Source organism: Variovorax trehalosi, from assembly GCF_051216415.1.
In the GTDB taxonomy this organism is placed as follows: Bacteria; Pseudomonadota; Gammaproteobacteria; order Burkholderiales; family Burkholderiaceae_C; genus Variovorax.
The window spans coordinates 785,847-808,522 of sequence record NZ_JBPJZG010000002.1 but is presented as its reverse complement, the minus strand read 5'-3'; the positions used below and the strand labels follow the sequence as shown (position 1 = coordinate 808,522).

Below are 22,676 nucleotides of genomic sequence, written 5' to 3'. Positions count from 1 at the left end.
ACGCCACGATGACGATGCCCAACGGCGGCCTGCCGCAAGCGGCCTCGGCGTTTTCGCACTCCAACGAGCAGATCCTGCGCGTGGAGGACCTCACCGTCTCCTTCGACGGCTTCAAGGCCGTGGATGGGTTGAGCCTCTCGGTCGAGCGCAACGAGCTGCGCGTGATCATCGGCCCGAACGGCGCGGGCAAGACCACGCTGCTGGACATGATCTGCGGCAAGACGAAGCCCAGCGCCGGCCGCGTGCTCTTCAACGGCCAGGACCTCGGGCGGCTGAACGAGTACGAGATCGTGCGCGCCGGCGTGGGGCGCAAGTTCCAGACGCCCTCGGTCTACGAAGACCTCACGGTGTTGGAGAACTTCGAGATCTCGCTGCCGCGCATGCACGGCCTGCTGCAGTCGCTGACCTTTCGCCGCACGCCCGCGCTGCGCGAGCGCATCGATGCGATGGCCGAGCAGGTCTTCCTCGCCGAGCGGCTCGGCCACCGCGCCGGGCAGCTGAGCCACGGCCAGAAGCAGTGGCTGGAGATCGGGATGCTGCTGATGCAGGAGCCCGAACTGCTGCTGCTCGACGAACCCGTGGCCGGCATGAGCCCGCGCGAGCGCGAGCAGACCGGCGACCTCCTGCGGCGCATTTCTGCGGGCAAGTCGGTGGTCGTGATCGAGCACGACATGGACTTCGTCAAGCGCATCGCGCACCGCGTGACCGTGCTGCACCAGGGCAAGTTGCTCAGCGAAGGCACGGCCGCCCAGGTGCAGGCCGACCCGCGCGTGATCGACGTGTACCTCGGCCATTGAGAAAAGGAGAAACACAGATGCTCGAAGTCTCCGGACTCAACGTGGCGTACGGCGAGTCGCACGTCATCCGCGATGTGTCGCTGTGCGTCGCGCCCGACGAGGCGGTCGCCATCATGGGCCGCAACGGCATGGGCAAAACCACGCTGCTGAAGTCGCTCATCGGCCTGTTGCCCGCGCGCGGCGGCAGCATCCGCCTGGGCGGCGCCGACCTCACGAAGCTGCCCAGCTACCAGCGCGTGGCACAGGGCCTGGCCTTCGTGCCGCAGGGGCGCATGGTGTTCCCGTTCCTCACGGTGGAGCAGAACATCCTCTCGGGCGCCGCGAAGTCGGGCCACCGCACGGTGCCCGAGTACCTCTACACGTTCTTCCCGGTGCTCAAGGACATGAAGCAGCGCCGCGCCGGCAACCTCTCGGGCGGCCAGCAGCAGATGCTGGCGATCGCGCGCGCACTGATCTCCGAGCCCAAGGTGCTGATCCTGGACGAGCCCACCGAGGGCATCCAGCCTTCGATCATCAAGGAGATCGCGCAGACGCTGAACGTGCTGCGCGCCGAGCGCGGCTTCGCGATCGTGGTGTCGGAGCAGGTGCTGAGCTTCGCGCTCGACCTGGCCGACCGCTTTCTCGTCATCGACCGCGGCCGCATCGTGCACGACGAAGCGCGCGCCACGCTCGACCAGGACAAGGTCAGGTCGTTCCTGACTGTGTGAGACCCCTTCCCCCTTTCCCCTTCAACCACCCTTCAGGAGCAACGTCATGAGACATGGTGATATTTCGAGCAGCAACGATTGCGTCGGCGTCGCGGTCGTCAACTACAAGATGCCCCGCCTTCACACCAAGGCCGAGGTGCTGGACAACGCCCGCAAGATCGGCGAGATGCTGGTCGGCATGAAGAAAGGCCTGCCGGGCATGGACCTGATCATCTTTCCGGAGTACTCCACGCACGGGATCATGTACGACGCGAAGGAGATGTACGACACCGCTGCCACGGTGCCCGGCGAGGAGACCGCGATCTTCGCGGACGCCTGCCGCCGCGCCAACGTGTGGGGCGTGTTCTCGCTCACCGGCGAGCGCCATGAAGAGCACCCGAACAAGGCGCCCTACAACACGCTGATCCTCATGAACAACCAGGGCGAGATCGTCCAGAAGTACCGAAAGATCATGCCGTGGGTGCCCATCGAGGGCTGGTACCCGGGCGACTGCACCTACGTGAGCGACGGCCCCAAGGGCATGAAGATGAGCCTGATCATCTGCGACGACGGCAACTACCCCGAGATCTGGCGCGACTGCGCGATGCGCGGCGCCGAACTCATCATCCGCTGCCAGGGCTACATGTACCCGGCCAAGGAGCAGCAGATCATGGTGTCCAAGGCCATGGCCTTCATGAACAACACCTACGTGGCGGTGGCCAATGCGGCGGGCTTCGACGGCGTGTACTCGTACTTCGGCCACTCGGCGCTCATCGGCTTCGACGGCCGCACGCTCGGCGAGTGCGGAGAGGAGGAGATGGGCATCAACTACGCCGAGCTTTCGATGGGCCTCATCCGCGATGCGCGCAAGAACGGCCAGTCGCAGAACCACCTCTTCAAGCTCGTGCACCGCGGCTACACCGGCACCATCAACTCGGGCGATGGCGACAAGGGCGTGGCGGCCTGCCCCTACAACTTCTACACGCAGTGGATCAACGACCCCGAGGGCACGCGCGAGATGGTGGAGTCGTTCACGCGCAGCACGGTCGGCACGCCCGAGTGCCCCATCGAGGGCATTCCGAACGAGCCGGCCAAGCACCGCTGAAGAGGCAACGCACGCCATGAATGCCGCCGTCCCCGACCCGCTCGCGAGCTATCGCATCGAGACCGAGCCCTTCTACCGGCCCGCGGGCAACGAGGTGGCGCTCTACCGGCAGGCTTACCGCCACCGCATGCCGCTGATCCTGAAAGGGCCCACCGGCTGCGGCAAGACACGCTTCGTGGAGCACATGGCGTGGTCGCTCGGGCGGCCTCTGGTCACGCTCGCCTGCAACGAGGACATGACGGCCTCCGACCTCGTGGGCCGCTACCTGCTCGATGCGAACGGCACCGCGTGGCACGACGGGCCGCTGACGCTTGCCGTGCGCCACGGCGGCATCTGCTACCTCGACGAAGTGGTGGAGGCGCGGCAGGACACCACCGTAGTCATCCACCCGCTGACCGATGCGCGCCGCATCCTGCCGCTCGACAAGAAGGGCGAGCTGGTGCGCGCGCATCCGGACTTCCAGCTCGTGGTGTCGTACAACCCCGGCTACCAGAGCAGCGCGAAGGACATGAAGCCCTCGACGCGGCAACGCTTCGCGGCGCTGGAGTTCGACTACCCCGACAGCGCGCTCGAAGCGGAGATCGTCGCCCACGAGGCCGAGGTTGCCATCGAGCTGGCGGCCAAGCTGGTGGCGATTGCGCGGTGCTCCCGCGAGCTCAAGCACCGCGGGCTCGACGAAGGTGTGTCCACGCGCATGCTGATCTACGCGGGCGTGCTGATCCGCGACGGCGTGTCGCCGCGCGACAGCTGCGACATGACGATGACGCGCGCACTCACCGACGACCCCGACATGGCGAGCGCGCTGCAGGGGTTCGTCCAGGCGCAGTTCGGATGAAAGACAGCCACGCGTCGCTGGCCCTGCTTGCCCGCGGGCTGGCGGGCGTGGACGTGCAGGTGCAATCGCTCGAAGGGAGCGCCGGTACGCGTGCGGTGCTCGTGGGCCGGCGGCTACTGCTGCCCGCGAGCGCCGACGCGCGACTGCACCGCGCCATGGTCGCGCATGCCGTCGCGCACCTGCGCCACTCGGTGCCCGCACGGCCCGCGCGCACGCTCAAGCCGATGGGCATCGCGGTCGTCTCAGCCATCGAGGATGCGCGCGTCGAGCGGCTGCTGCGGCGCGAATTTCCCGGCCTGCACGGCTGGTTCGCCGAATCGCTCGCACCGCCGCCGGACCCGCTGGACCTGGGCTTCGCGGCCTTCGTCTCACGCATGGACCGCATGCTGATGCTGCCCGCGTGGCAGGACGACAACCACTGGGTCAACAAGGCGCGCCACCTGTTCGACGAGACGGCGGCTTCCGCGGGACTCGAGGACTACGACGCCTTCCGCGCCATCGCATCGATCCTCGCCAACGACCTCGGCCAGATGCGCGTGCGCTTCGATCCGCAGCACTACGTGGTGCCCGCGCCGTATCGCGACGACAACAGCTACCTCTGGGATTTCGGCGGCGCCGAGACGCCGCCCGACGAAGCGATCGCGCTCCAGCAGTCCGGCGCACGGCCGCCGCCTGCCGACCATGGCGGGCCGCCTCCCGAAGGCGGCGCGGAACCAGAACCGGATCTGGAGCTGGGTCGCTACAGCTACCCCGAATGGGACCGCAAGCTCGAACGCCTGCGCCCCGACTGGTGCACCGTGATCGAGAAGCTGCCCGCATGGCAAGGCATCTCTGCGACCCGCGAGCAGACATCGGCAAGCAGCGAGCGCCTCGCCCCGCTCGCCCTGCCCCGCGCGCGCCACCTCGACCGCACGCACCGCCTGCGCCGCCAATGGGAGGGCGACGACGTCGACCTGAACGCCGCCATCGAAGTGCTGGTCGACCGGCGCCTGCGGCTGCGCCCCGACCCGCGCCTGTTCATGCGCCCCGGCAAGGCGCCGCGCCCGAGCAGCGTGCTGGTGCTGCTTGATCTCTCGGAATCGGTGAACGACCCCGGCCATGACGGCGCGCGTTCGCTGCTCGATATCGAGAAGCAAGCCGCACTGATGCTGGCCGACGCGAACGCGCGCGGCATCGACCGGCTCGCGATCCACGGCTTTTCGTCGAACACGCGCGCCGAGGTGTATTACTACCGCCTGCTCGAGTTCGGCCAGCCGCTCCAGGCACCGTCGCGCGCGATGATCGGCGCGGTGCGCGGGCGCTACTCCACGCGCATCGGCGCCGCACTGCGCCACGCCGCATCGCACCTGCGCGCCGAGCCGGCGGGTCAGCGCGCGATATTGGTCGTGACCGACGGCGCGCCCGCCGACATCGACGTGCACGACCCTCGCTACCTGATCGAGGACGCCCGCATGGCCGTCGTCGAGGCGCGCGAGGCCGGCGTGCGCACCGCATGCATCGCGGTCGACGGCTCAGCCGACGGCTATGTGCGCCGCATCTTCGGCTGGCGCAACTATTGCATCGCCGACGATGCGCGCAGCCTGCCCGCGCGGCTTGCGCGCATGAGCGCACGACTGGCCGCCGCAAACTGAGGAGAATGATGGTTCACACATCCAGGAGACACCCCCGTGGCTGACAAGGACCCCATTCGCGTCGGCATTCTCTATTCGGAGACCGGCGTTACCTCGACGATCGGGCTGTCGCAGCTGCAGGGCGCCCTGCTCGCCATCGCCGAGATCAACGAAGCCGGCGGCGTCGACGGCCGCGAGATCGTGGCGGTGCGCTACGACCCGCAATCCAACCCCACGCGCTACGCCCAGCTGGCCGAGAAGCTGATCGTGCAGGACCGCGTCAACGTGATCTTCGGCTGCTACATGTCGAGCAGCCGCAAGGCGGTGATCCCGGTGATCGAGAAGTGGAACAAGCTGCTCTTCTATCCCACCCTCTACGAGGGCTTCGAGTACTCGGGCAACGTGATCTACACGGGCGCCGCGCCCAACCAGAACAGCGTGCAGCTGGCCGAGTTCATGACCACGAATTTCGGCTCGCGCGTGTACCTGATCGGCTCGGACTACATCTACCCCTACGAGTCGAACCGCATCATGGGCGAGCTGGTGATGCAGCGCCCGGGCAGCGAGAAGCTGGGCGAGCGCTACGTGGCGCTCGATGCCACCGAAAAAGACTATCGCGCGATCATGGACGACATCCGTGACAAGCAGCCCGACTTCATCTTCTCGACCGTGGTGGGCGACTCCACCGCTAGCCTGTACCGTGCGTATGCCGAGGCGGGGTTCGATCCGAAGTGCATGCCCATCTCGAGCCTCACGACCTCGGAGGCCGAGATCTCGCAGATGGGCCACGGCGTGGCCACGGGGCACTTCACCGCGGCGCCGTACTTCCAGTCGATCGACTCGGCCGCCAACCGCCGGTGCCTGGCGCGCCTGCGCGAACGCTTCGGCGACGGCTGCGTGCCCAATCTGTGCTGGGAGGCTTCGTACTTCCAGATGCACATCTTCGCCAACGCGTTCCGCCAGTCGGGCAGCGACGGCATCGCGGAGATCCTGCCGCACATCCTGGGCAGTGAGTTCGATGCGCCGCAGGGCCGGGTGAAGATCGATCCGGCGAATCACCACACCTGCCTCTACCCGCGCATCGGCCGGGTCGATGCGCACGGGCAATTCACCATCGTGCGGCAGGCCACGCGGGCGGTGGTTCCGGACCCCTACCTCGTCACCCACTCGCTGGGCGACTGGACGGCCAGGCTCGACACGCTGGAGCTCTAGGATGGACGGCGCCGCCCCCAAGCGACACACCCTGCGGGTGACGCCGCCGCAGCTGAAAGAGCTGCGCCTGCTGAAGATCGCGGTGATCCACCCCGACGACGCGGACGGCCGCCAGCTCACGCAGCAACTGCAGCGCATCGGCTGCCAGGTGCAGGCCCTCTGGCCGCCGGTGCAGGTGCTGCCCGAGGGCATCGACGTGGCGTTCATGGCGGTGCAACCCGACCTCATCAACCTGCGCTTCGAGTGGACCCAACGCGAAGACGCGCCCGCCATCATCGCGGTGGTGAGCTACGAGAACCCGACCATCGTCGAGGCGGTGCTGGAGATCGGCGCCAAGGCCGTGCTGCCTTCGCCGGTGCGCTCGTTCGGGCTGCTCTCCGCGCTGGTGGTGGCGCGCGAGGCGCACAAGGAAAGCCGCTCGCTCGCGCGGCGCCTTCGCAAGGTCGAGGCCAAGCTGCTCGGCGTGCGGCAACTGGCTGAGGCCAAGACCATCCTCATGAAGACGCACAGCGTCTCCGAAGGTCAGGCGCACGACCTGATCCGCGACCAGGCGATGAGCAAGCGCACGACCATGGAAGAGATCGCCGCGGCCATCGTCAACGCCAACGAAATCCTCTCGCTGAGCACGCGAAAGCCCGGTCAAAGCTGACGAATCAGAGCTGGCGGAACGTCGTCAGCACCTTCAGCACGCTCTGCGTCGCACCGTCGAGCACGCTCGGCTGCCGGTGCGCGATGCCCAGGCGGCGTGTGAGCTTCGGGGTGATCGGCAGCACCTGCATGCGCTTGTTGAGTGCCTCGTCGAGGGTCTGCTGCAGCGGCAGCAATGCCGCGCCATAACCGGCGGCAACGAGACTCTGGATCGCGGCGTCGTAGTTGAGCTCGATGCGCGCGCGCGGCGCGAAGCCGGCCTCGGCGAACCACTCCATCGTGAGGCGGTACATGTGGGTGGTGGCGTCGTTGAAGATCAGCGGCTGCGCCGCGAGCCACGCCGGCGTCACGCGCTTCGGGGCCTTCCATCGCGGCGGCACGAACGCCATCATCGACTGGTCGCGCCATGGCGTGACGACCAGGTCGCGCAGCGGCGGCTGGGGCATCGCGACCAGGCCGATGTCGAGCGTGCCGGCTGCCAGCCGCGCCATTGCCTCGGACGAGCCAAGGATGCTCACCTCCACGTCGATGCCCGCATGCACCGAGCCCAGCGCTTCGAGCACCTGCGGCAACAGGTCGACCACCACGCCAGTTGAAGTGCCCAGTCGCACGCGGCCCGTGCGGCCTTCGGTCTGGCGCTTGACGGCATCGATGGCCTCGTCGGTGTCGCGCAGCAGCCTGCGCCCGCGCTCCACCAGCGCCGCGCCGGCGGCCGTGGGCGTGACATTGCGGCTGCCTCGCACCACCAGTTGCGCACCGAGGCGCGATTCGAGCTCGCTGATGTGCAGGCTCACCGTGGGTTGCGCGAGGTGCAGCGCCTTGGCTGCCGCGGAAAAGGTGCCCAGGTCTGCAATGGCGATGAGCGTTCGCAGTTGGTCGAGGTTGAGCTGTCGCATCAGGAATGCTGATTGTGTGGTTCAGGAATCTCAACTTCCACAATATCACGCAGCGCCGGAAGATGAGTGCTCCAACCAAGGAGCCCACCGTGACAGCGCCCAAGCCCTCGACCTTTCATCAACGCCTGATGCATGCCCTGCACGACTGGCGCCGCCGCGCCGCGCAGCGCCGCCGCAGCCGTGCCGACTCGCAGCACCTGGCTGGCATGAGCGACCACGATCTGCGCGACCTGGGCATCGGACGAAGCGAAGTGCACGAGCTGATCGACCGCAGCAGGCACTGAAAGAAAGCGGCATCGGCCTTCAGCCTTCGCCCCGGAATTTGAGGTTCAATCCGGGGCGTGCCCCAACTCAAGACACCCGCCCCGCTCTCCATCGAACTCACCTCGCCGCAGTCGGTCAACGGCAAGCGCGCGGCCTTCCAGTCGCTCTGGCTGCTGGTGCGCATGCAGCACGCGCACGACGCCGAAAGCGGTCTGGTGCGGCTGGCCGACCTGCGCGGCGAAGTCTCCGATGCGAGCACGCTGCGCATGGTCGTGAGCCGCGCGTTCCGCGACTTCAAGGCGTGGAACATCGAGGTCGGCTGGGGCGAGGACACGCAGCGCGAGCCGCGCTTCCTTAACGCAGAGCGGCGCAGCCAGGGGCCGTTCTGGCTGCCGGCCGCCGAGGCGAAGCGCGTGCGGATGCTGGTGGGCGGACGCGCAGCCACCGCCGCCGAAGTGGCCTCATTTCTCGGCCTGCGCTCGCGCAAGCGCCGTGCGGCGGAACCCGGCTCGCCGCCGCCCGATGCGGTGCACCTGCAGGACGCCGCGTTCTGGAAGCAGCTGGTCGCCTCGCAACAGGCGGCGCGGCAGGGCCGGCTCATGACGCCGGTGGCATCCGCGGCTGGCGGCAGCGCGACCGGGCTGCCGGCCAGCGCGCTGGAATCGATCCGCCTGGCCGGCACGCTGGCCGCCACCGATTTCCAGCGCGCACTGGTCACGCTCAACGAGGCGATGCTGTGGCGCCGGCTCGGCGACAACGAACAGGCGCGTCGGCGACTGCAGGCGCTCAAGAAGCAGCGCCTGGCCCACCACGTGGCGGGCAACGATTACCTGGGCGCGATGGAATGCATCGTCTCGGCCTGGTGCGCCTACACCGCGCGCGACCTGCCGCTCGCGCAGTCGCTCCTGAGCGGCATGGCCGAGGACGCGGCACGCGGGCTGGTGCTGCGGCATCACCCCGACGTGCGCTTCGAGTGGTGCAACCTCTGGGCGCTGGTGTGCCGCTCGCGCGCGCTCGGCCTTTCTGCCGACGACAAGCCGGCCGCCGCGGCGCTCGCCGAGGAGTCGCTGCAACGCTTTGGCGAGGCACTGGCCGCGGCCTTCGAATCGCATTCGTTCGACGCGGCGCAGCACGTGGCCGCGAACATGGGCATGGCCGCGTGGCTGTTCGACCGCGTGGGGCTCTCCGATCTTCCGGCGCTCGCACACGACGGTCACGCCGACACCACGCGCCGCGCGGTGCAGTGGATCGCCTTCAGCGAATGGCTTTGCGGCCACACCGACGGGCAAGGGCGCTCGGCATGGAACGCGATCTACCTGATGCGCATCGCGCGTGGCCATTGCAAGCCCGAGCAGCAACCCACGCTCGCGCAGTTCCGCGCGCAGAAGCCGCTGGACCCGGCTGCGATCTCGAAGCTCGCTGGGCCGCTGGCCGATGCCTTCGATGCCACGCATTGGCCAGCGCGCTGGGTCGATGTGGCGCAGGCGCGGCTGGCCGATCACCAGGCCGGGCGGCGGCGCTACCCGGGCCTGCAGCATTGCAGCCTCCTGTTCGAGCACGCCTGGTATGCGGCGCACGCGGGCGAGCTGCAGACGGCCGAGCAGTCGCTGGGCGCGCTGCGCGAAGCACTGCCGCAGCTCGTGCCGAGCGACCGTGCGTACTTCACCGAGTCGTGGAACGACACGCTGCCCGCGGAACTGGTGCTGGAAGCGAAACCGCCACGGCGGCCCAGCGCACGCAAGAAGGCCGCGCACCCGGCCCGCTGATCAGCAGGCGGCGATGCAGTCGATCTCGATGTCGAACGGCCCGAACCACGCGGGCACGCAGACGAAGATGCGCGCGGGCGGGTCTTTCGGAAAGTAGCGCGCGTAGATCGCATTGACGGCCGCGAACTTCTCGACCGAAGTGCAATACACGTTGCACTTGAGCACGTTGTCGAGCGAAGAGCCGGCCGTCTCCAGGCAAAGCTTGAGCTGGTCCAGCACGATTTCAGTCTGGCGCTCGATCGGCGCGTCGGCCACCCGGCCTGTGGCCGGGTCGAACGGCGGGAGGCCCGACACATAGACCGTGTCGCCATGCCGTGTGACGACTGAAGTCGGCGCCTTCAGGTTGTCCAGGTAGGTCGACAGGGGCTCGACACGGATGACTTCTTTCTTCATGAACGCGGCTTTCTGCAAAGAGATGCGTTCGATGATGCCGGCCGCGGCGCCGCCTCGCTTCGCTATGGAACGAAGGATGGCGCGAGCGCCTGCCGCACGCGCTCGCGCAGCACGGGGAGCACATCGCTCTCGAACCACGGGTGGTGCTTGAACCAGCCCGTGTTGCGCGGCGACGGATGCGGCAGCGGGATGAAGCGCGGTGCGTACTCCGCAAAGGCCTCGACGGTCTCGGTGACGCCGGCCTTGCGCGTCTCGCCGAGAAAGTGGCGCTGCGCGTACTGGCCGATCAACAGCGTGAGCTCGACCTGCTTCATCTCTGCGAGCAGGCGCGCCTGCCAGAGTTCGGCGCACTCCCTGCGCGGCGGCAGGTCGCCGCTGGTGCCGCGGCCGGGGTAGCAGAAGCCCATCGGCATGAGCGCGACGCGCGCGGCGTCGTAGAACACCTCGCGGTCGATGCCGAGCCAGCGGCGCAATTGCTCGCCGCTCTTGTCGTTCCACGGCACACCGGTGGTGTGCACCGTCATGCTCGGCGCCTGGCCGACGAGCAGCAGGCGGGCCGTGGCGCTGGCCTGCACGACGGGACGCGGCCCGAGCGGCAGGTGCGCGGCGCAGGCGCGGCAGTTGCGGATTTCCGTGAGCAGCGCGTCCATGGCGCCGCCCGGTCCGCTAACTGGAGAAACGGCCGAAGAACCCATTGAGATCCGCACCCGCGGCGGCCCCCTCGAAGCCGTCGAAGCGTCCGTGTTCGGCGAGCGCGCGCGCCGCGCGATCGAAGCCGCCCCATGCCGCGCGCGCGAGTCCGCCGCCCACGCTGACGCGCCGCACACCGAGATCGGCGATGTCCTTCATGGTGAGTTCGCTCACTCCGCCGACCAGCAGGTTGACGGGCTTCGGTGCCACGGCCGCGACCACGGCAGCGATCTGCTCGCGCGTCTTGATGCCGGGCGCATAAAGGCAGTCGGCCCCGGCCTCCGCATAGGCCTTGAGCCGCGCGATGGTGTCGTCCAGGTCCGGCCGGCCCGCGAAGAAGTTCTCGGCGCGCCCCACGAGCAAGGTGTCGCCGCCCGCCGCATCGATGGCCTGGCGCGCGGCGCGCAGGCGCTCGACCGCAACGTCGATGGGAAAGAGCGGATTCGCCGCGTCGCCTGTCGAATCCTCGATCGACAGGCCCGCCACGCCGGTCTCGACCGCCAGGCGCACGCTCTCGGCCACGCCCTGCGCATCGGAGGCGAAGCCGTTCTCGAAGTCCGCGTTCACAGGCAGGTCGGTGGCGGCCACGATGTCGCGCAGGTGGGCAAGCACGGTGTCGCGCGATTGCGCACCGTCGGCCAGGCCCTGCGACCACGCATGGCCCGAGCTCGTGGTGGCCAGCGCCTTGAAGCCCAGGCCCTGCAGGTAGCGCGCGCTGCCCGTGTCCCAGGGGTTGGGGATGACGAAGCAGCCTTGTTCGTGGAGCGCGCGGAAGTCAGCGCGTTTCTGGGCGACGGTGCGGGTCATGGGGGCCTCATCTTTCTTGCTTTGTGCGGAGGATGGGTTTTAACGCAACGGCGCGGATGTTGCGCGCTCGCGCCCTTCGGTGTTCTGATCGACCCCCATGCCCTACGCCATCCTGCTTTTCATTCACCTCGTCGCCGCCGCCTTCTGGGTCGGCGGCATGGCCACGATGCATTTCGCGGTGCGCCCCGCCGCCGTCGCCACGCTGGAGCCGCCGCTGCGCCTGCGCACCATGGCCGCGGCGCTGCGGCGTTTCTTCGTGGGGGTGGACGCGTCCGTCACGCTGCTGTTCGTGAGCGGCGTCGCGATGATCCTGCTGACGGGCGGCTTTCGCGGCCTGCACTGGCGCATCGAGGCGATGATGAGCATCGCCATCGTGATGACCGGCATCTACGTGTACATCCGCGCCTCGGTGTTCAAGGCGCTGCGCCGCGCGGTCGAAGAGAGCGCGTGGCCGGTGGCGGCCGCGCGGCTCAACACGGTGCGCAAGCTGGTGAGCCTGAACCTCGCGCTCGGCGTGGTGGTGTTCGCCGTCGCGACCATCGGACGCGCGGGCTAACGCCTCTCAGCGCTTGCTGGAGGCGCTGCCCAGTTCGCCGAGCAGGGCGCCGTCGACCGGCTTTTGCAGCCACTTCGCGATGTCTTCGCCCAATGCATAGGTCACCACGCCGACCATGCTGCAGGTGCTGCGCGGCATGCCGAAGTAGATGAACATCTGGCGTTCGGCGGTGAAGCGCGCGGGCGCTTCGCCCTTGCGTTCCAGCGTGCCGCGCAGCTGCACGATCTTCGGGCCACCGTAGAGGCCGCCTGCATTGGCCAGCAGGTCGGTGATCTCGACCTTGAGGACTGGCGCGCCCTCCGCGTTGGCGGCCGGCGGCGGAACAAGAAGGTATTCGTAGGGTTCGAGCAACTGGTCCTGCACGGCCTGCTTGAGCGACGCGGGAACGTCGCACGCGTCGTCTTCCTTCTTCAGCTGGATGCCCTTGGCGGTGGTGCCATAGGTGACGGCGGGCATGACCACGCTGTTGCGCGCGGTGGCTTCAGGCGGCGGGGGCTCGGGGGGCGCCGGCTGGCGTGTGCCGCAGGCGGCGAGCAGTGCGGCGGCGCCGACTGCAAAGGAAAGCCGCGCGGCAATGCGCGCGGCGAACAGGTGATTGGTCATCGGTGATCTCCCTCGTGAATCGGACGCGCCTCTGGGGGCACGCGTCCGATTCTGCATGGAGATGCAATGACACCAATCGGCTTACAGCCCGAGCGTGTCGATGCCGTGCGCAACGGCAACGGCCTGGGCGCGCACCGTGGCGCGGTCGAGCGTGCTCGACAGGCGCGGCACGGTGCCAGCCGACGCGGCCTCGGCATACAGGTCGCCGGCGCGGGCGGCGGCGACGGCCTGCGTGCGCACCGCGGCGCGATCGGTGGCGCTCGCGATGGCGACGGGCACGCCGGCTGATGCGCCTTCGGCGTACTGGTCGGGGCTGTGCGATGCAACGACCGCATCGGCGCGCACCGCGGCGCGGCTCGCGGTCGACTGGAACTGCAGCACGCCCTGGTATTCCTCGGCGCTCGCGCCAACGGCGAAAGCGGAGAGAACAGCGGCGGCGAGGAGGAGCTTGGTGGTCTTCATGGCGGTATCTTTCAAAAGAAGTAAATGAGTGAGTCGGTCAGTGATCTGTCGGGACATTCATCGCTACGTCGGGATGCCGTGTGGCGATGAATGAATTACATCGGCGGGCTGTATCTGCGATGTGTCGGGATCCGGGCCGTTTTGCATGCGCGTGTGTGCGCTTCGCCGGCTGGACACAGTGGCGTACAAATCGGCCCTCGCGGGCCGCGCTGCGATTCGGAAAAAGGGATGGACGAAGGGACGGCGCTCAGCCGGCCGCGCCCTTGAGTTCGACGCCGTTGCCGTCGGGATCAGCGATGTAGATCGACGGACCGTTGCCCTCGGCGCCGAAGTTGTTCTGCACGTCGCCGTGCACCGGCACGCCGTGCTGCGCCATCAAGGCGCGAATCGCCGCTTCATCGAAGGGCTCGATGCGCAGGCACAGGTGATCGACATTGCGGCCTTCCTTGCCGGCGAGCGCGCCGCCTTGCCTGCCGAGCGGACCATCGTGCGTCACGAGGTCGATGAGGTTCGTGCCGGCACGCAGGTGCACGAGCCCCAGGTCATCGCGCCGCTTTTCGACTGCACAGCCGAGCACGTCGCGGTAGAAGGCGATCGCGCGCTCGGCATCTTTCACGCGCAGCACGATATGGTCGATGCGCAGGACCGAGAACGGAAGGCTGTGCGTCGTGCTGTCGGTCATCGCGTGCGTCCTTTCTACATGGGGTTCAGACCACGCCCGCCGAGCGCAGCGCGTCGAACCGCGCGGCGTCGATGCCGAACTCGGCGAGCACCTCGCGCGTGTGCTGCCCGAGCGCCGGCGGCGCATGGCGCAGCACGGGCGGCGTGACCGAGAGGCGCAGCGGGCTCGCCACGCCGGTGATGCTCGCGATGCCGTCGCCCGCATCGCGCGGCAGCGTGACCGCCAAGCCGCGCGCCTTGACCTGCGCATCGTCGAAGGCCTGCGCGATGTCGTTGATCGGGCCGCAGGGCACGGCCTTGTCCTCGAGCAGCGTGACCCAATCGGCGGTGCTGCGGGTGCGGGTGAGCTCTTCCATCATCGGAATGAGCACGCCGCGGTGCTTCACGCGCAGCGTGTTGGTCGCAAAGCGTGCATCGGCCGCCCATTCCGCGTGACCGGCCGCTTCGCAGAAACGCGCGAACTGGCCGTTGTTGCCGATGGCCAGCAGCATCGCGCCGTCGAGCGTCGGAAAGTCCTGGTAGGGCGCAAGGCTCGGGTGCGTGTTGCCCTGTCGCTGCGGCGCCTTGCCGGTGTTGAGAAAAGCGCTCGCCTGGTTGGCGAGGATGGCCATGCCTACGTCGAGCAGCGCCATGTCGATGTGCTGGCCTTCGCCGGTGCGGTCGCGCACCTGCAGCGCCGCGAGGATCGCGGTGCTCGCGTAGACGCCGGTGAACAGGTCGGTGAGCGCCACGCCCACGCGCAGCGGGCCGCCGCCGGGCACGTCGTCGGGACGGCCGGTGATGCTCATCATGCCGGTCATGGCCTGGATCATCAGGTCATAGCCCGCCCGCTCGGCGTACGGACCGTCGTGGCCGAAGCCAGTCACGCTGCAGTAGATGAGGCGTGGGTTGGCCGCGCGCAGGCTTTCCTGGTCGAGGCCGTATTGCTTCAGGCCCCCGGTCTTGAAGTTCTCCACCACGATGTCGGCCTGCGCCGCCATCTGCTGCAGCAGCGCCTGCCCTTCGGGCGTGGCCATGTCGACCGTGACCGAGCGCTTGTTGCGGTTGCAGGCGGTGAAGTAGCTGGCCTGGTCGGTGTCATTGCCGTCCGCGTCCTTGATGAACGGCGGGCCCCAGGTGCGCGTGTCGTCGCCCACGCCGGGGCGCTCGATCTTGACGACGTCGGCACCCAGGTCCGCGAGGATCTGCGTGCACCACGGGCCCGCGAGCACGCGGGACAGATCCAGGACCTTGATGCCGTCCAGGGCTGCGGGCTTGGTCATTCTTTCTTAGTTCGCGAAAGCTGCGATGCCGGTGATGGCGCGGCCCAGGATCAGGGCATGAATGTCGTGCGTGCCTTCGTATGTGTTGACCACTTCCAGGTTCACCAGGTGGCGCGCCACGCCGAACTCGTCGCTGATGCCGTTGCCGCCCATCATGTCGCGCGCCAGGCGGGCGATGTCCAGGGCCTTGCCGCAGTTGTTGCGCTTCATGATCGAGGTGATCTCGACCGAGGCCGTGCCTTCGTCCTTCATGCGGCCCAGGCGCAGGCTCCCTTGCAGGCCCAGCGTGATCTCGGTCTGCATGTCGGCCAGCTTCTTCTGGATGAGCTGGTTGGCGGCGAGCGGGCGGCCGAACTGCTTGCGGTCCAGCGTGTACTGGCGGGCGCGGTGCCAGCAGTCTTCGGCGGCACCGATGGCGCCCCACGAGATGCCGTAGCGGGCGCTGTTGAGGCAGGTGAACGGACCCTTCAGGCCCTGCACTTCGGGGAAGGCGTTTTCTTCAGGGCAGAACACGCCGTCCATCACGATCTCGCCGGTGATGCTGGCACGCAGGCCCACCTTGCCGTGGATCGCGGGGGCCGAGAGGCCCTTCATGCCCTTCTCGAGCACGAAGCCGCGGATCGGGCCGACCGTGCCGCTTTCGCTGACTTCCTTGGCCCACACCACGAACACGTCGGCGATGGGGGAGTTGCTGATCCACATCTTGGCGCCACTGAGCGAATAGCCGCCCGGCACCTTCTTGGCGCGGGTGACCATGCTGCCGGGGTCCGAGCCGTGGTCGGGCTCGGTCAGGCCGAAGCAGCCGATCCATTCACCGGTGGCCAGCTTTGGCAGGAACTTCTGCTTCTGCGCTTCGGTGCCGAATTCGAAGATCGGCACCATCACCAGCGAGCTCTGCACGCTGGCCATCGAGCGATAACCCGAATCGACGCGCTCGACTTCACGGGCGATCAGGCCGTAGGCCACGTAGTTGAGGCCGGGGCCGCCGTACTGCTCGGGGATCGTCGGGCCGAGAAGGCCGAGCGCACCCATTTCGCGAAAGATGGCGGGGTCGGTTTCACCGGTGCGGAAACCCTCGATGACGCGGGGCGCCAGGCGCTCCTGGCAGTAGGCATTGGCCGCGTCGCGGATCATGCGTTCTTCGTCGGTCAGTTGCTGGTCGAGAAGAAGGGGATCGTCCCAGTGGAATTGCGCTTTGGCGGCCATGTGCTGTCTCCGGAAAGAGGGAAAAAAGAGAAAAGAGGGGGATGGGAGCGATCCTAGCCACGCGAGGGGGCGGGCGCAAACGATGAATCCTCACCCAGATATGCGCTTGTAGAATGTCTTGCAAGATGTTCGAGCGGCCTCTCCATTGATGAGGCCATGTCTCCATACATACACCCGAGGCATACATGCGCCGCAAGATCCCACCCCTGCAAACCCTCGTGTGCTTCGACGCCGCCGCGCGCCACGAGAGCTACACCCGCGCCGCGCAGGAACTCGCGCTCACCCAGAGCGCGGTGTCGCGGCAGATCGGCACGCTGGAAGCCTTCCTCGGCGTCGCCCTCTTTCGCCGCACGCGGCACGGCGTGGCGCTCACCGCGAGCGGCGCGGCCTATGCGCGGCAGATCACCAAGCGGCTCGAAGCGATGGAGCGCGACACGCTCGATGCCATGGCCCATCAAGGCGAAGGCGGCTCGCTCTCGCTGGCCGCGGTGCCGACCTTCGCCACGCGCTGGCTGATGCCGCGGCTGAAGGGATTCGCCGCGCTGCAGCCCGACGTGGTGGTGCACATCGAGACGCGCACCCGCCCTTTTCTTTTTGCCGACGCGGAATTCGATGCAGCGCTCTACGCCGGCACGCCCGCACAGGTCGAGAACTGGGCCGGCACGCGCGCGCTGCTGCTGATGCATGAAGACGTGGTGCCGGTGTGCAGCCCGTCGCTGCTGCCGCGCGGCAAGGCAGTGGCACCCGCGGCGATCGCGAAGATGCCGCTGCTGCAGCAGAGCACGCGGCCCGACGGTTGGCGCCAGTGGTTCGATGCGCAGCAGATCGATGCGCCCAACGCGCGCGGCGGTCCGCGCTACGAGCTGTTCTCCATCCTCGCCGCGGCCGCGTCGCACGGTCTCGGCGTGGCGCTGATGCCGACGATGCTGGTGGCCGACGAGCTCGCGCGCGGCGAGCTGGTGGTGGCATGCGCGCGACCGCTCTCGGGCGAGCGCAACTACTACCTCGTGACGCCGGAGCGCGCCGACCAGCGGCCGCTGCTCAAGTTCTTCAGCGACTGGCTGCTGGGGCAGGCGCGCCAGGGCTGATCGGCCGCGCGCCCTCTTTCGCATAGGCCTGGATCAGCGCCGGGAAGGCCTCGAAGTCGGGCAGCTTGCCGAAGCTGTGCACCGCGGGCGTTGTGGCCCAGGGCAGCTTCTCGTCGGTCCAGGTTTCCATGAACGGCACGAACCATTCATGGCGGTCGAGCATCGTGGGCCGGATGTTGACGAACTCGTCCATGCCCTCGGTGCGGGTGAACATCCAGCTCTTACAGTGCGGGCAGCAATAGTGATGCGAGTCGCCGTGCAGGCCGCCGATGACGGGCTCGCCCGCGACGACTTCGAAGCTCGGCGTCGGGACGGCGAGCGACAGCGAGAAGGCGCTCGCGCTCATGCGCTGGCAGCCGGTGCAGTGGCAGGCCATCGACAGCAGCGGCGGCGCCGTGATGCGAAGGCGCACCTGGCCGCAGCGGCAGCCGCCTTCCCAGGGGAGTTGCCAGTCGTCGGTGCCTTGATCGGCCGTGTGTCCAGGTGTGCTCATGGGATTACTTCTTGGTGCTTGATGGAACCGGCGGTGTCGCCTTTTTCGCCGGTGGTTTCACTGGGGGTTTTCGGCGCGCCTTGAAAGGCCCGGTGACTTTCCCGAGCCACGGATCGCAGACGGCCCGCAGTGCCGGATCGACGTCGAACTGCGGGTCTCGCGCGTCGAACAGGATCTTCTTGCGGGCCTGCGCCCGCACCAGCGCGAACGCATTTTTCTCGGAGCGGCTGTTGTCGAACATGAGCGTCATGTTCGCGATCTGCGTCGCATGCCCGACCGCAGCTTGCGTGCGGGGAAATCGCTCGACGAGCTTCTGGCGGTCCACGTCATGACCGCCCTGCTGCTTGCGGGTGCTCACGCGAAAAACGGACATGTCCACCGAGACCAGCCCCACAAAGAGCAAGACCACGAAGTAGCCCGCCTGCTGCATCGCGCGGATGTCGTCGGCTTTCGATGCGTGGCCGCCGCCGGGCAACGGCTGCCAATGCGAGAAGACCGTCTCGAATGCGAAGGGCATGCGCTGGTCCATCACCAGGCTTTTGAAGGCACGCACGCCCTCCTGCGACAGCACCTGCCATTTCTCGTCGTCGTCGCGCAGCTGCTGGGCCCAGGCGGGGATGTGGCCGGTCTTGGGGTCGGCGTCCGGCAGGATGGACATCATCATCCGGTCGGCGTTGATCAGCGGCATGCGCAGCGACCCGGCCAGGCGCGAATACCAGAGCGTGGATTTGCCAGCGCCGTTGTGGCCGGCCAGAACGAAGGCCACCGGACGCGGACCCCGCGTCTGGTCGAGGAGCTTTTCCAGCGTCGGGGGACGGCGGCTCACGCCTTGCTCGCGCGGAACTTTCCGTCGACCAGGCTGCCGACGACCTTCGTGCCGTCGGCCGCTTCGCGAACGACCCGGGTCGGGTCCTGCGGGTCGGCGTAGTAGGCGAATATCCGGGCCGCGTTGGGCCCGCGGAAAACGACCGACCTGTCGATGCCGGGCTTGTTGAGCGCGCGGGCCGCCTTCTTCAGCAGCACGGTCGTGTTGTCCTCGGGACGGACGACGGGACGTGGTGTTCTGCCGGTCTTGATCAAGGTCATGCCGCGCCCCAGCGTCGCCACCGGCCGGCCCTGGACCAGCTGCGCGGTGGCACTTTCGCGTGCCGTGGTTTTTTCTCTTGCCATGGCCGGATGATCGCTCAAAAGCGCCGATGCCCACTCCCCTGCGTGCCAAAGGCCGCGATGACATACCGGCGTCCGAAAACGGCGAGCCATGCTCGCGGCGCGGCGTGACACTGCGGACATGACGACACCCCCCGTTTCCCGCATCGATGCGCTCGACTGGCCCCGCATCGAGACCGATCTCGCCACCCGCGGCTGCGCCGTCACCGGCCAGCTCTTCACCCCGAAGGAGTGCGCCCAGCTCGCCGCGATGTACGACGAGAGCGGCCATTTCCGCAGCCGCGTGGTCATGCAGCGCCACGGCTTCGGCCAGGGCGAGTACCAGTACTTCGCGAACCCCCTGCCATCGCTGATCGCGACGTGGCGCAGCGCGCTGTACGAACGCCTTGCGCCACTGGCCAATGCCTGGGCGAGCGCGATGGGCCAGCCAGCCGACTACCCACCCGATCACGCCGCCTATCTCGCGCGCTGCCATGCGGCGGGCCAGTTGCGCCCCACCCCGCTGCTGCTGCGCTACGACGAGGGCGACTACAACTGCCTGCACCAGGACCTGTACGGCGACCTGCAGTTTCCGCTGCAGCTCACGGTGCTGCTGAGCCGGCCGGGCGAGGACTTCACCGGCGGCGAGTTCGTGCTGACCGAGCAGCGGCCGCGCATGCAGTCGCGCGCCGAGGTGGTGTCGCTCGTGCAGGGCGAGGCCGTGATCTTCGCGGTCAACCAGCGCCCGGTGGCGGGCACGCGCGGCACCTACCGCGTGACGATGCGCCACGGCGTGAGCCGCCTGCGCTCGGGGCGCCGGCACACGGTGGGCCTCATCTTCCACGACGCGCGCTGACAACTCCCAGCTCCCGCACGACCGTGCACTAATGCACGAAAAAGCCGAAGTCGCGCAAAATCCCTGTCGCGCCAGGCGCGTCCGCCAGAATTTCCGACACCCAACGATCGGAACGGCGGGCAATCCTGGCGCCGATCCGCGGCCGACCCGCAGCGGATGTGCTCGAGTGGTCGACAGGGAGCTGTATGAACATGAACTCGTCCGGATCTCCGGATGTGGCGGGAAAGCCGCCGTTTGAACCCGCTGGCGTGCGCATGCCGCCGGCCGCCGGGCTCGAGGCCCCACCCCGGCGCTCGCGCCATTTCAGGGTCGACGTGGGCACCATCGTCAGCGCGGTGGCCCTGGCCCAGTCGCTGCTGCTGGTCTCGCTCGGCTACTGGGGCTCGCAGCGGCTGGTGTCGAACATCGGCACCTCCGCGCACCGGGCCGCCCATGACCGGACCGAGGACAAGGTGCTCGCCTTCCTGGCGAAGGCCGAGTCGGTGGTCGGCGCCGTCGCAAGCGCGCCGAGCTTGAGCCCGGCGGGCGAACATTCCGAGCGCACCGCCGAACTGCTCTGGACACTGCTGCAGCAGTCCCCCGAACTCGACAGCCTGTACGTGGCCAACGAAAGCGGGCAGATGCTGATGGCGCTGCGCTATCCGGTGCCCGCGATCCGGCACATCGCGCTCGGCGCGGAATTCACCACCGAGACCTGGCAGTACAAGCGGCCCCTCGGCGCGGAGCTGGATGCGCAGCAGCGCTTTGCCACGCAGCGCATCGAGTCCTTTCGCAGCAGCTACAACCCGACCGCCCGCAGCTGGTTCCGACAGGCCAACAAGATGCAGGGGCCGATATGGACGCAGCCCTATGTGTTCGCCGCGGCGCAGGAACTGGGCGTGACCTACGCGGAGCCGAGCGAGCGCCGCTACACCGAGGGCAGCCCGAAGGCGCTGGTGGTGGCAGGCGACGTTTCGCTCGGGCGCCTGTCGGAGTTCGTGCGGCTCTTCAGCAGCAACGGCTATGGCCACAGCGCCCTGTTGAGTGCCGACCACCAGGTGCTGGCGCGCAGCGACACGCCGGGCGTGCTGCACCGGCTGGAGCCGCCCACGGGCGTCCTCGGCGCGCTGCATGCGCAAATGCACGAACACACGGCGGCCGATGGCACCACGGACGGCAACAGCGATGCGACCTTCTCCGTCGACTTCGACGGCAGGCGCTACCTCGTGCAGACCTCGCTGATCCCGTCCACGGGCTGGGAGCTGGTGAGCTGGGTGCCCGAGGACATGGTGCTGGGGGACCTGCGCCGCGCGGTGCTTTGGGGGCTGCTGCTGGCGCTGATGTTCCTGGCGCTGGCGCTGTTCATGTCGCTCAAGCTCTCCAAGCTGGTGACCTCGCCGGTGGAGAACCTCTCGCGCATCGCGCGCCGCATCGGCCTCCTGGAGCTGGACAACCTGCCGCGCGAACCCAGCCGCGTGCTGGAGATACAGCACCTGGACCAGGCGCTGGACGACTCGGCGCGCAGCCTCAAGGCATTCAGCAAGTTCGTGCCGGTGGACGTGATCAACCAGCTCGTCGCCGAAGGGCATTCGCTCGCGCCCAATGGCGCATCGCGCCGCGTGACGGTGATGTTCACCGACGTGGAGGGCTTCACCTCGATCTCGGAGTCGCTGCCCATCGACGTGCTGGTGGGCATGCTGACCGAGTACTTCAACCTCGCGACCGGCGTGTTCGCGCGCTACGGCGGCGTGGTCGACAAGTTCATCGGCGACGGCATCATGGTGCTGTGGGGCGCGCCCGCAGACCTGAAGGATGCGGAGTACCGCGCCTGCCTGGCCGCGCTGCAGCTGCATGTGCAGATGGCCGATCTCAACAACAAGTGGCGCGCCCGGGGTCTGCCCGAGTTCCGCACCCGCATCGGCATCCACACCGGCGTGGTGATCGCGGGGGTGCTGGGCTCGAACGACCGGCTGTCGTACACGGCGTTCGGCGACGTCATCAACGTGGCGAGCCGCATCGAGGGCATCAACAAGCAGCTGGGGACGCAGACGCTGGTGTCGGAAGACACCTTCGCCGGCCTGAAGGGGCGCCTGAGCACGCGCCGCATCGAGGAGCTGGTGGAACTGCGCGGCCGCCAGACGCGCATGGTGCTCTACGAGCTGATGAAGCCTTGAGCGTCGTTCAGCGCGGCGACGGTGTGACGCGCACCAGCACCAGGTCGGCAGTGGTGCCGTTGCCCTGCGTGAGCACCGGGTACTGCGTGTCGTTGATGAAGAGCAATTGCTCGCCGCGCAGGATGCGCGCCGACACCGCGTAGCGCATGCGCGGATCGATGCGCGCGGCATCAACCTGCAGCTCGTAAGCGAAGGGCGGCTGCTTGCCATTGGCCTTGATGCGCTGCTCGGCGAGCGTGACCGAAGGCGCATCCATGCGCGACACGTCGAGCAGCTGCACCACGACCTCGGCCGAGGGGTCAAGGGCGATGCGCTCGCGGTACGCGACGGTGCCGCTCACGCGCAGCGACGAAGCTGCGGGCGGTGCGGGTTTCGATGCAGATGAAGGCGATGCGCAGGCGCTCAGCAACGAGGCGCCGGCTGCGGCGGAAAGCAGGAGAAGGCTGGTACGTCTTTTCATC

General features: G+C 68.2%; 26 protein-coding genes. 13 read left to right on the top strand and 13 right to left on the bottom strand.

What is annotated here, in order from left to right:
- Window positions 1-14: 14 nt before the first annotated feature.
- Genes urtD through ACSFA7_RS11830 form a run of 7 tightly spaced genes read left to right on the top strand, consistent with a single transcriptional unit; the run spans window position 15 to window position 6,894 of the window.
- Window positions 15-797, top strand: coding sequence for an urea ABC transporter ATP-binding protein UrtD (gene urtD / locus ACSFA7_RS11860; RefSeq protein WP_435499567.1), 783 nt, complete (start codon window positions 15-17; stop codon window positions 795-797).
- Window positions 798-814: 17 nt separating this feature from the next.
- On the top strand, window positions 815-1,504 hold the full coding sequence (urtE, locus tag ACSFA7_RS11855; protein ID WP_435499523.1) for an urea ABC transporter ATP-binding subunit UrtE: 690 nt from the start codon (window positions 815-817) through the stop codon (window positions 1,502-1,504).
- Window positions 1,505-1,550: 46 nt separating this feature from the next.
- Entirely contained in the window at window positions 1,551-2,588 is a 1,038-nt protein-coding gene (locus ACSFA7_RS11850; protein ID WP_435499522.1) for an aliphatic amidase, read from the top strand.
- A gap of 16 nt (window positions 2,589-2,604) precedes the next feature.
- Window positions 2,605-3,423, top strand: coding sequence for a CbbQ/NirQ/NorQ/GpvN family protein (locus ACSFA7_RS11845; protein WP_435499521.1), 819 nt, complete (start codon window positions 2,605-2,607; stop codon window positions 3,421-3,423).
- The gene (locus ACSFA7_RS11840) at window positions 3,420-5,054 is read left to right on the top strand and encodes a nitric oxide reductase activation protein NorD (protein WP_435499520.1); all 1,635 of its coding nucleotides are present in this window, start codon (window positions 3,420-3,422) and stop codon (window positions 5,052-5,054) included. The genes ACSFA7_RS11845 and ACSFA7_RS11840 overlap by 4 nt, the downstream gene beginning before the upstream one ends.
- A gap of 36 nt (window positions 5,055-5,090) precedes the next feature.
- Entirely contained in the window at window positions 5,091-6,245 is a 1,155-nt protein-coding gene (locus ACSFA7_RS11835; RefSeq protein WP_435499519.1) for a transporter substrate-binding domain-containing protein, read from the top strand.
- A 1-nt stretch (window position 6,246) separates the two neighbouring features.
- Window positions 6,247-6,894 carry an ANTAR domain-containing response regulator gene (locus tag ACSFA7_RS11830; protein WP_435499518.1) on the top strand — a complete coding sequence of 216 codons (648 nt, stop codon included), beginning with the start codon at window positions 6,247-6,249 and terminating at the stop codon, window positions 6,892-6,894.
- A 4-nt stretch (window positions 6,895-6,898) separates the two neighbouring features.
- Here the strand turns inward: ACSFA7_RS11830 and ACSFA7_RS11825 are convergent, their stop codons facing one another.
- The gene (locus ACSFA7_RS11825) at window positions 6,899-7,789 is read right to left on the bottom strand and encodes a LysR family transcriptional regulator (protein WP_435499517.1); all 891 of its coding nucleotides are present in this window, start codon (window positions 7,787-7,789) and stop codon (window positions 6,899-6,901) included.
- An 89-nt stretch (window positions 7,790-7,878) separates the two neighbouring features.
- On the opposite strand from ACSFA7_RS11825, the gene ACSFA7_RS11820 reads away from it, so the two are divergent.
- Together ACSFA7_RS11820 and ACSFA7_RS11815 are read left to right on the top strand one after the other, a co-directional pair.
- Window positions 7,879-8,073 (top strand): DUF1127 domain-containing protein, encoded by a 195-nt coding sequence (locus ACSFA7_RS11820; RefSeq protein WP_206176563.1) that lies wholly within the window; start codon window positions 7,879-7,881, stop codon window positions 8,071-8,073.
- Between the two features lie 57 nt (window positions 8,074-8,130).
- Window positions 8,131-9,819 (top strand): hypothetical protein, encoded by a 1,689-nt coding sequence (locus ACSFA7_RS11815; RefSeq protein WP_435499516.1) that lies wholly within the window; start codon window positions 8,131-8,133, stop codon window positions 9,817-9,819.
- On the opposite strand, the gene ACSFA7_RS11810 is transcribed toward ACSFA7_RS11815, so the two are convergent.
- The 3 genes from ACSFA7_RS11810 to ACSFA7_RS11800 form a co-directional block, all read right to left on the bottom strand.
- Window positions 9,820-10,212 carry a RidA family protein gene (locus ACSFA7_RS11810; protein WP_435499515.1) on the bottom strand — a complete coding sequence of 131 codons (393 nt, stop codon included), beginning with the start codon at window positions 10,210-10,212 and terminating at the stop codon, window positions 9,820-9,822.
- A 62-nt stretch (window positions 10,213-10,274) separates the two neighbouring features.
- On the bottom strand, window positions 10,275-10,862 hold the full coding sequence (locus ACSFA7_RS11805) for a uracil-DNA glycosylase family protein (protein ID WP_435499514.1): 588 nt from the start codon (window positions 10,860-10,862) through the stop codon (window positions 10,275-10,277).
- A 16-nt stretch (window positions 10,863-10,878) separates the two neighbouring features.
- On the bottom strand, window positions 10,879-11,709 hold the full coding sequence (locus tag ACSFA7_RS11800; protein ID WP_435499513.1) for an isocitrate lyase/PEP mutase family protein: 831 nt from the start codon (window positions 11,707-11,709) through the stop codon (window positions 10,879-10,881).
- Window positions 11,710-11,806: 97 nt separating this feature from the next.
- Between ACSFA7_RS11800 and ACSFA7_RS11795 the strand changes: the two genes are divergently transcribed.
- Window positions 11,807-12,265 carry a CopD family protein gene (locus ACSFA7_RS11795; RefSeq protein WP_435499512.1) on the top strand — a complete coding sequence of 153 codons (459 nt, stop codon included), beginning with the start codon at window positions 11,807-11,809 and terminating at the stop codon, window positions 12,263-12,265.
- Window positions 12,266-12,271: 6 nt separating this feature from the next.
- On the opposite strand, the gene ACSFA7_RS11790 is transcribed toward ACSFA7_RS11795, so the two are convergent.
- The 5 genes from ACSFA7_RS11790 to ACSFA7_RS11770 all read right to left on the bottom strand — a co-directional run bounded on the left by ACSFA7_RS11790 (window position 12,272) and on the right by ACSFA7_RS11770 (window position 16,479).
- A complete protein-coding gene (locus ACSFA7_RS11790) occupies window positions 12,272-12,868 on the bottom strand; it encodes a hypothetical protein (RefSeq protein ID WP_435499511.1) in 597 nt (198 codons plus the stop codon).
- Window positions 12,869-12,949: 81 nt separating this feature from the next.
- On the bottom strand, window positions 12,950-13,330 hold the full coding sequence (locus ACSFA7_RS11785) for a helicase SNF2 (RefSeq protein ID WP_435499510.1): 381 nt from the start codon (window positions 13,328-13,330) through the stop codon (window positions 12,950-12,952).
- Window positions 13,331-13,577: 247 nt separating this feature from the next.
- Window positions 13,578-14,012 carry a VOC family protein gene (locus tag ACSFA7_RS11780; protein WP_435499509.1) on the bottom strand — a complete coding sequence of 145 codons (435 nt, stop codon included), beginning with the start codon at window positions 14,010-14,012 and terminating at the stop codon, window positions 13,578-13,580.
- 25 nt (window positions 14,013-14,037) lie between these two features.
- Window positions 14,038-15,273 carry a CaiB/BaiF CoA transferase family protein gene (locus ACSFA7_RS11775; RefSeq protein WP_435499508.1) on the bottom strand — a complete coding sequence of 412 codons (1,236 nt, stop codon included), beginning with the start codon at window positions 15,271-15,273 and terminating at the stop codon, window positions 14,038-14,040.
- A 6-nt stretch (window positions 15,274-15,279) separates the two neighbouring features.
- The gene (locus tag ACSFA7_RS11770) at window positions 15,280-16,479 is read right to left on the bottom strand and encodes an acyl-CoA dehydrogenase (protein WP_307604197.1); all 1,200 of its coding nucleotides are present in this window, start codon (window positions 16,477-16,479) and stop codon (window positions 15,280-15,282) included.
- 185 nt (window positions 16,480-16,664) lie between these two features.
- Between ACSFA7_RS11770 and ACSFA7_RS11765 the strand changes: the two genes are divergently transcribed.
- On the top strand, window positions 16,665-17,567 hold the full coding sequence (locus ACSFA7_RS11765; RefSeq protein ID WP_435499507.1) for a LysR substrate-binding domain-containing protein: 903 nt from the start codon (window positions 16,665-16,667) through the stop codon (window positions 17,565-17,567).
- Here the strand turns inward: ACSFA7_RS11765 and ACSFA7_RS11760 are convergent.
- Genes ACSFA7_RS11760 through ACSFA7_RS11750 form a run of 3 tightly spaced genes read right to left on the bottom strand, consistent with a single transcriptional unit; the run spans window position 17,530 to window position 19,230 of the window.
- Window positions 17,530-18,060, bottom strand: coding sequence for a GFA family protein (locus ACSFA7_RS11760; protein ID WP_435499506.1), 531 nt, complete (start codon window positions 18,058-18,060; stop codon window positions 17,530-17,532). The two genes, ACSFA7_RS11765 and ACSFA7_RS11760, sit on opposite strands and share 38 nt — an antisense overlap.
- A gap of 4 nt (window positions 18,061-18,064) precedes the next feature.
- Complete coding sequence (locus ACSFA7_RS11755; protein ID WP_435499505.1) at window positions 18,065-18,886, bottom strand: zeta toxin family protein; 822 nt, start codon at window positions 18,884-18,886, stop codon at window positions 18,065-18,067.
- Complete coding sequence (locus ACSFA7_RS11750; RefSeq protein WP_435499504.1) at window positions 18,883-19,230, bottom strand: hypothetical protein; 348 nt, start codon at window positions 19,228-19,230, stop codon at window positions 18,883-18,885. Before ACSFA7_RS11750 ends, ACSFA7_RS11755 begins: the two co-directional genes overlap by 4 nt.
- A 118-nt stretch (window positions 19,231-19,348) precedes the next feature.
- Between ACSFA7_RS11750 and ACSFA7_RS11745 the strand changes: the two genes are divergently transcribed.
- Together ACSFA7_RS11745 and ACSFA7_RS11740 are read left to right on the top strand one after the other, a co-directional pair.
- Window positions 19,349-20,062, top strand: a complete 714-nt coding sequence (locus ACSFA7_RS11745; RefSeq protein WP_435499503.1) for a 2OG-Fe(II) oxygenase — start codon at window positions 19,349-19,351, stop codon at window positions 20,060-20,062.
- 185 nt (window positions 20,063-20,247) lie between these two features.
- Window positions 20,248-22,215, top strand: a complete 1,968-nt coding sequence (locus tag ACSFA7_RS11740) for an adenylate/guanylate cyclase domain-containing protein (protein WP_435499502.1) — start codon at window positions 20,248-20,250, stop codon at window positions 22,213-22,215.
- A 7-nt stretch (window positions 22,216-22,222) separates the two neighbouring features.
- On the opposite strand, the gene ACSFA7_RS11735 is transcribed toward ACSFA7_RS11740, so the two are convergent.
- Window positions 22,223-22,675 (bottom strand): YbaY family lipoprotein, encoded by a 453-nt coding sequence (locus ACSFA7_RS11735; RefSeq protein ID WP_435499501.1) that lies wholly within the window; start codon window positions 22,673-22,675, stop codon window positions 22,223-22,225.
- Between the last annotated feature and the right edge of the window lies 1 nt (window position 22,676).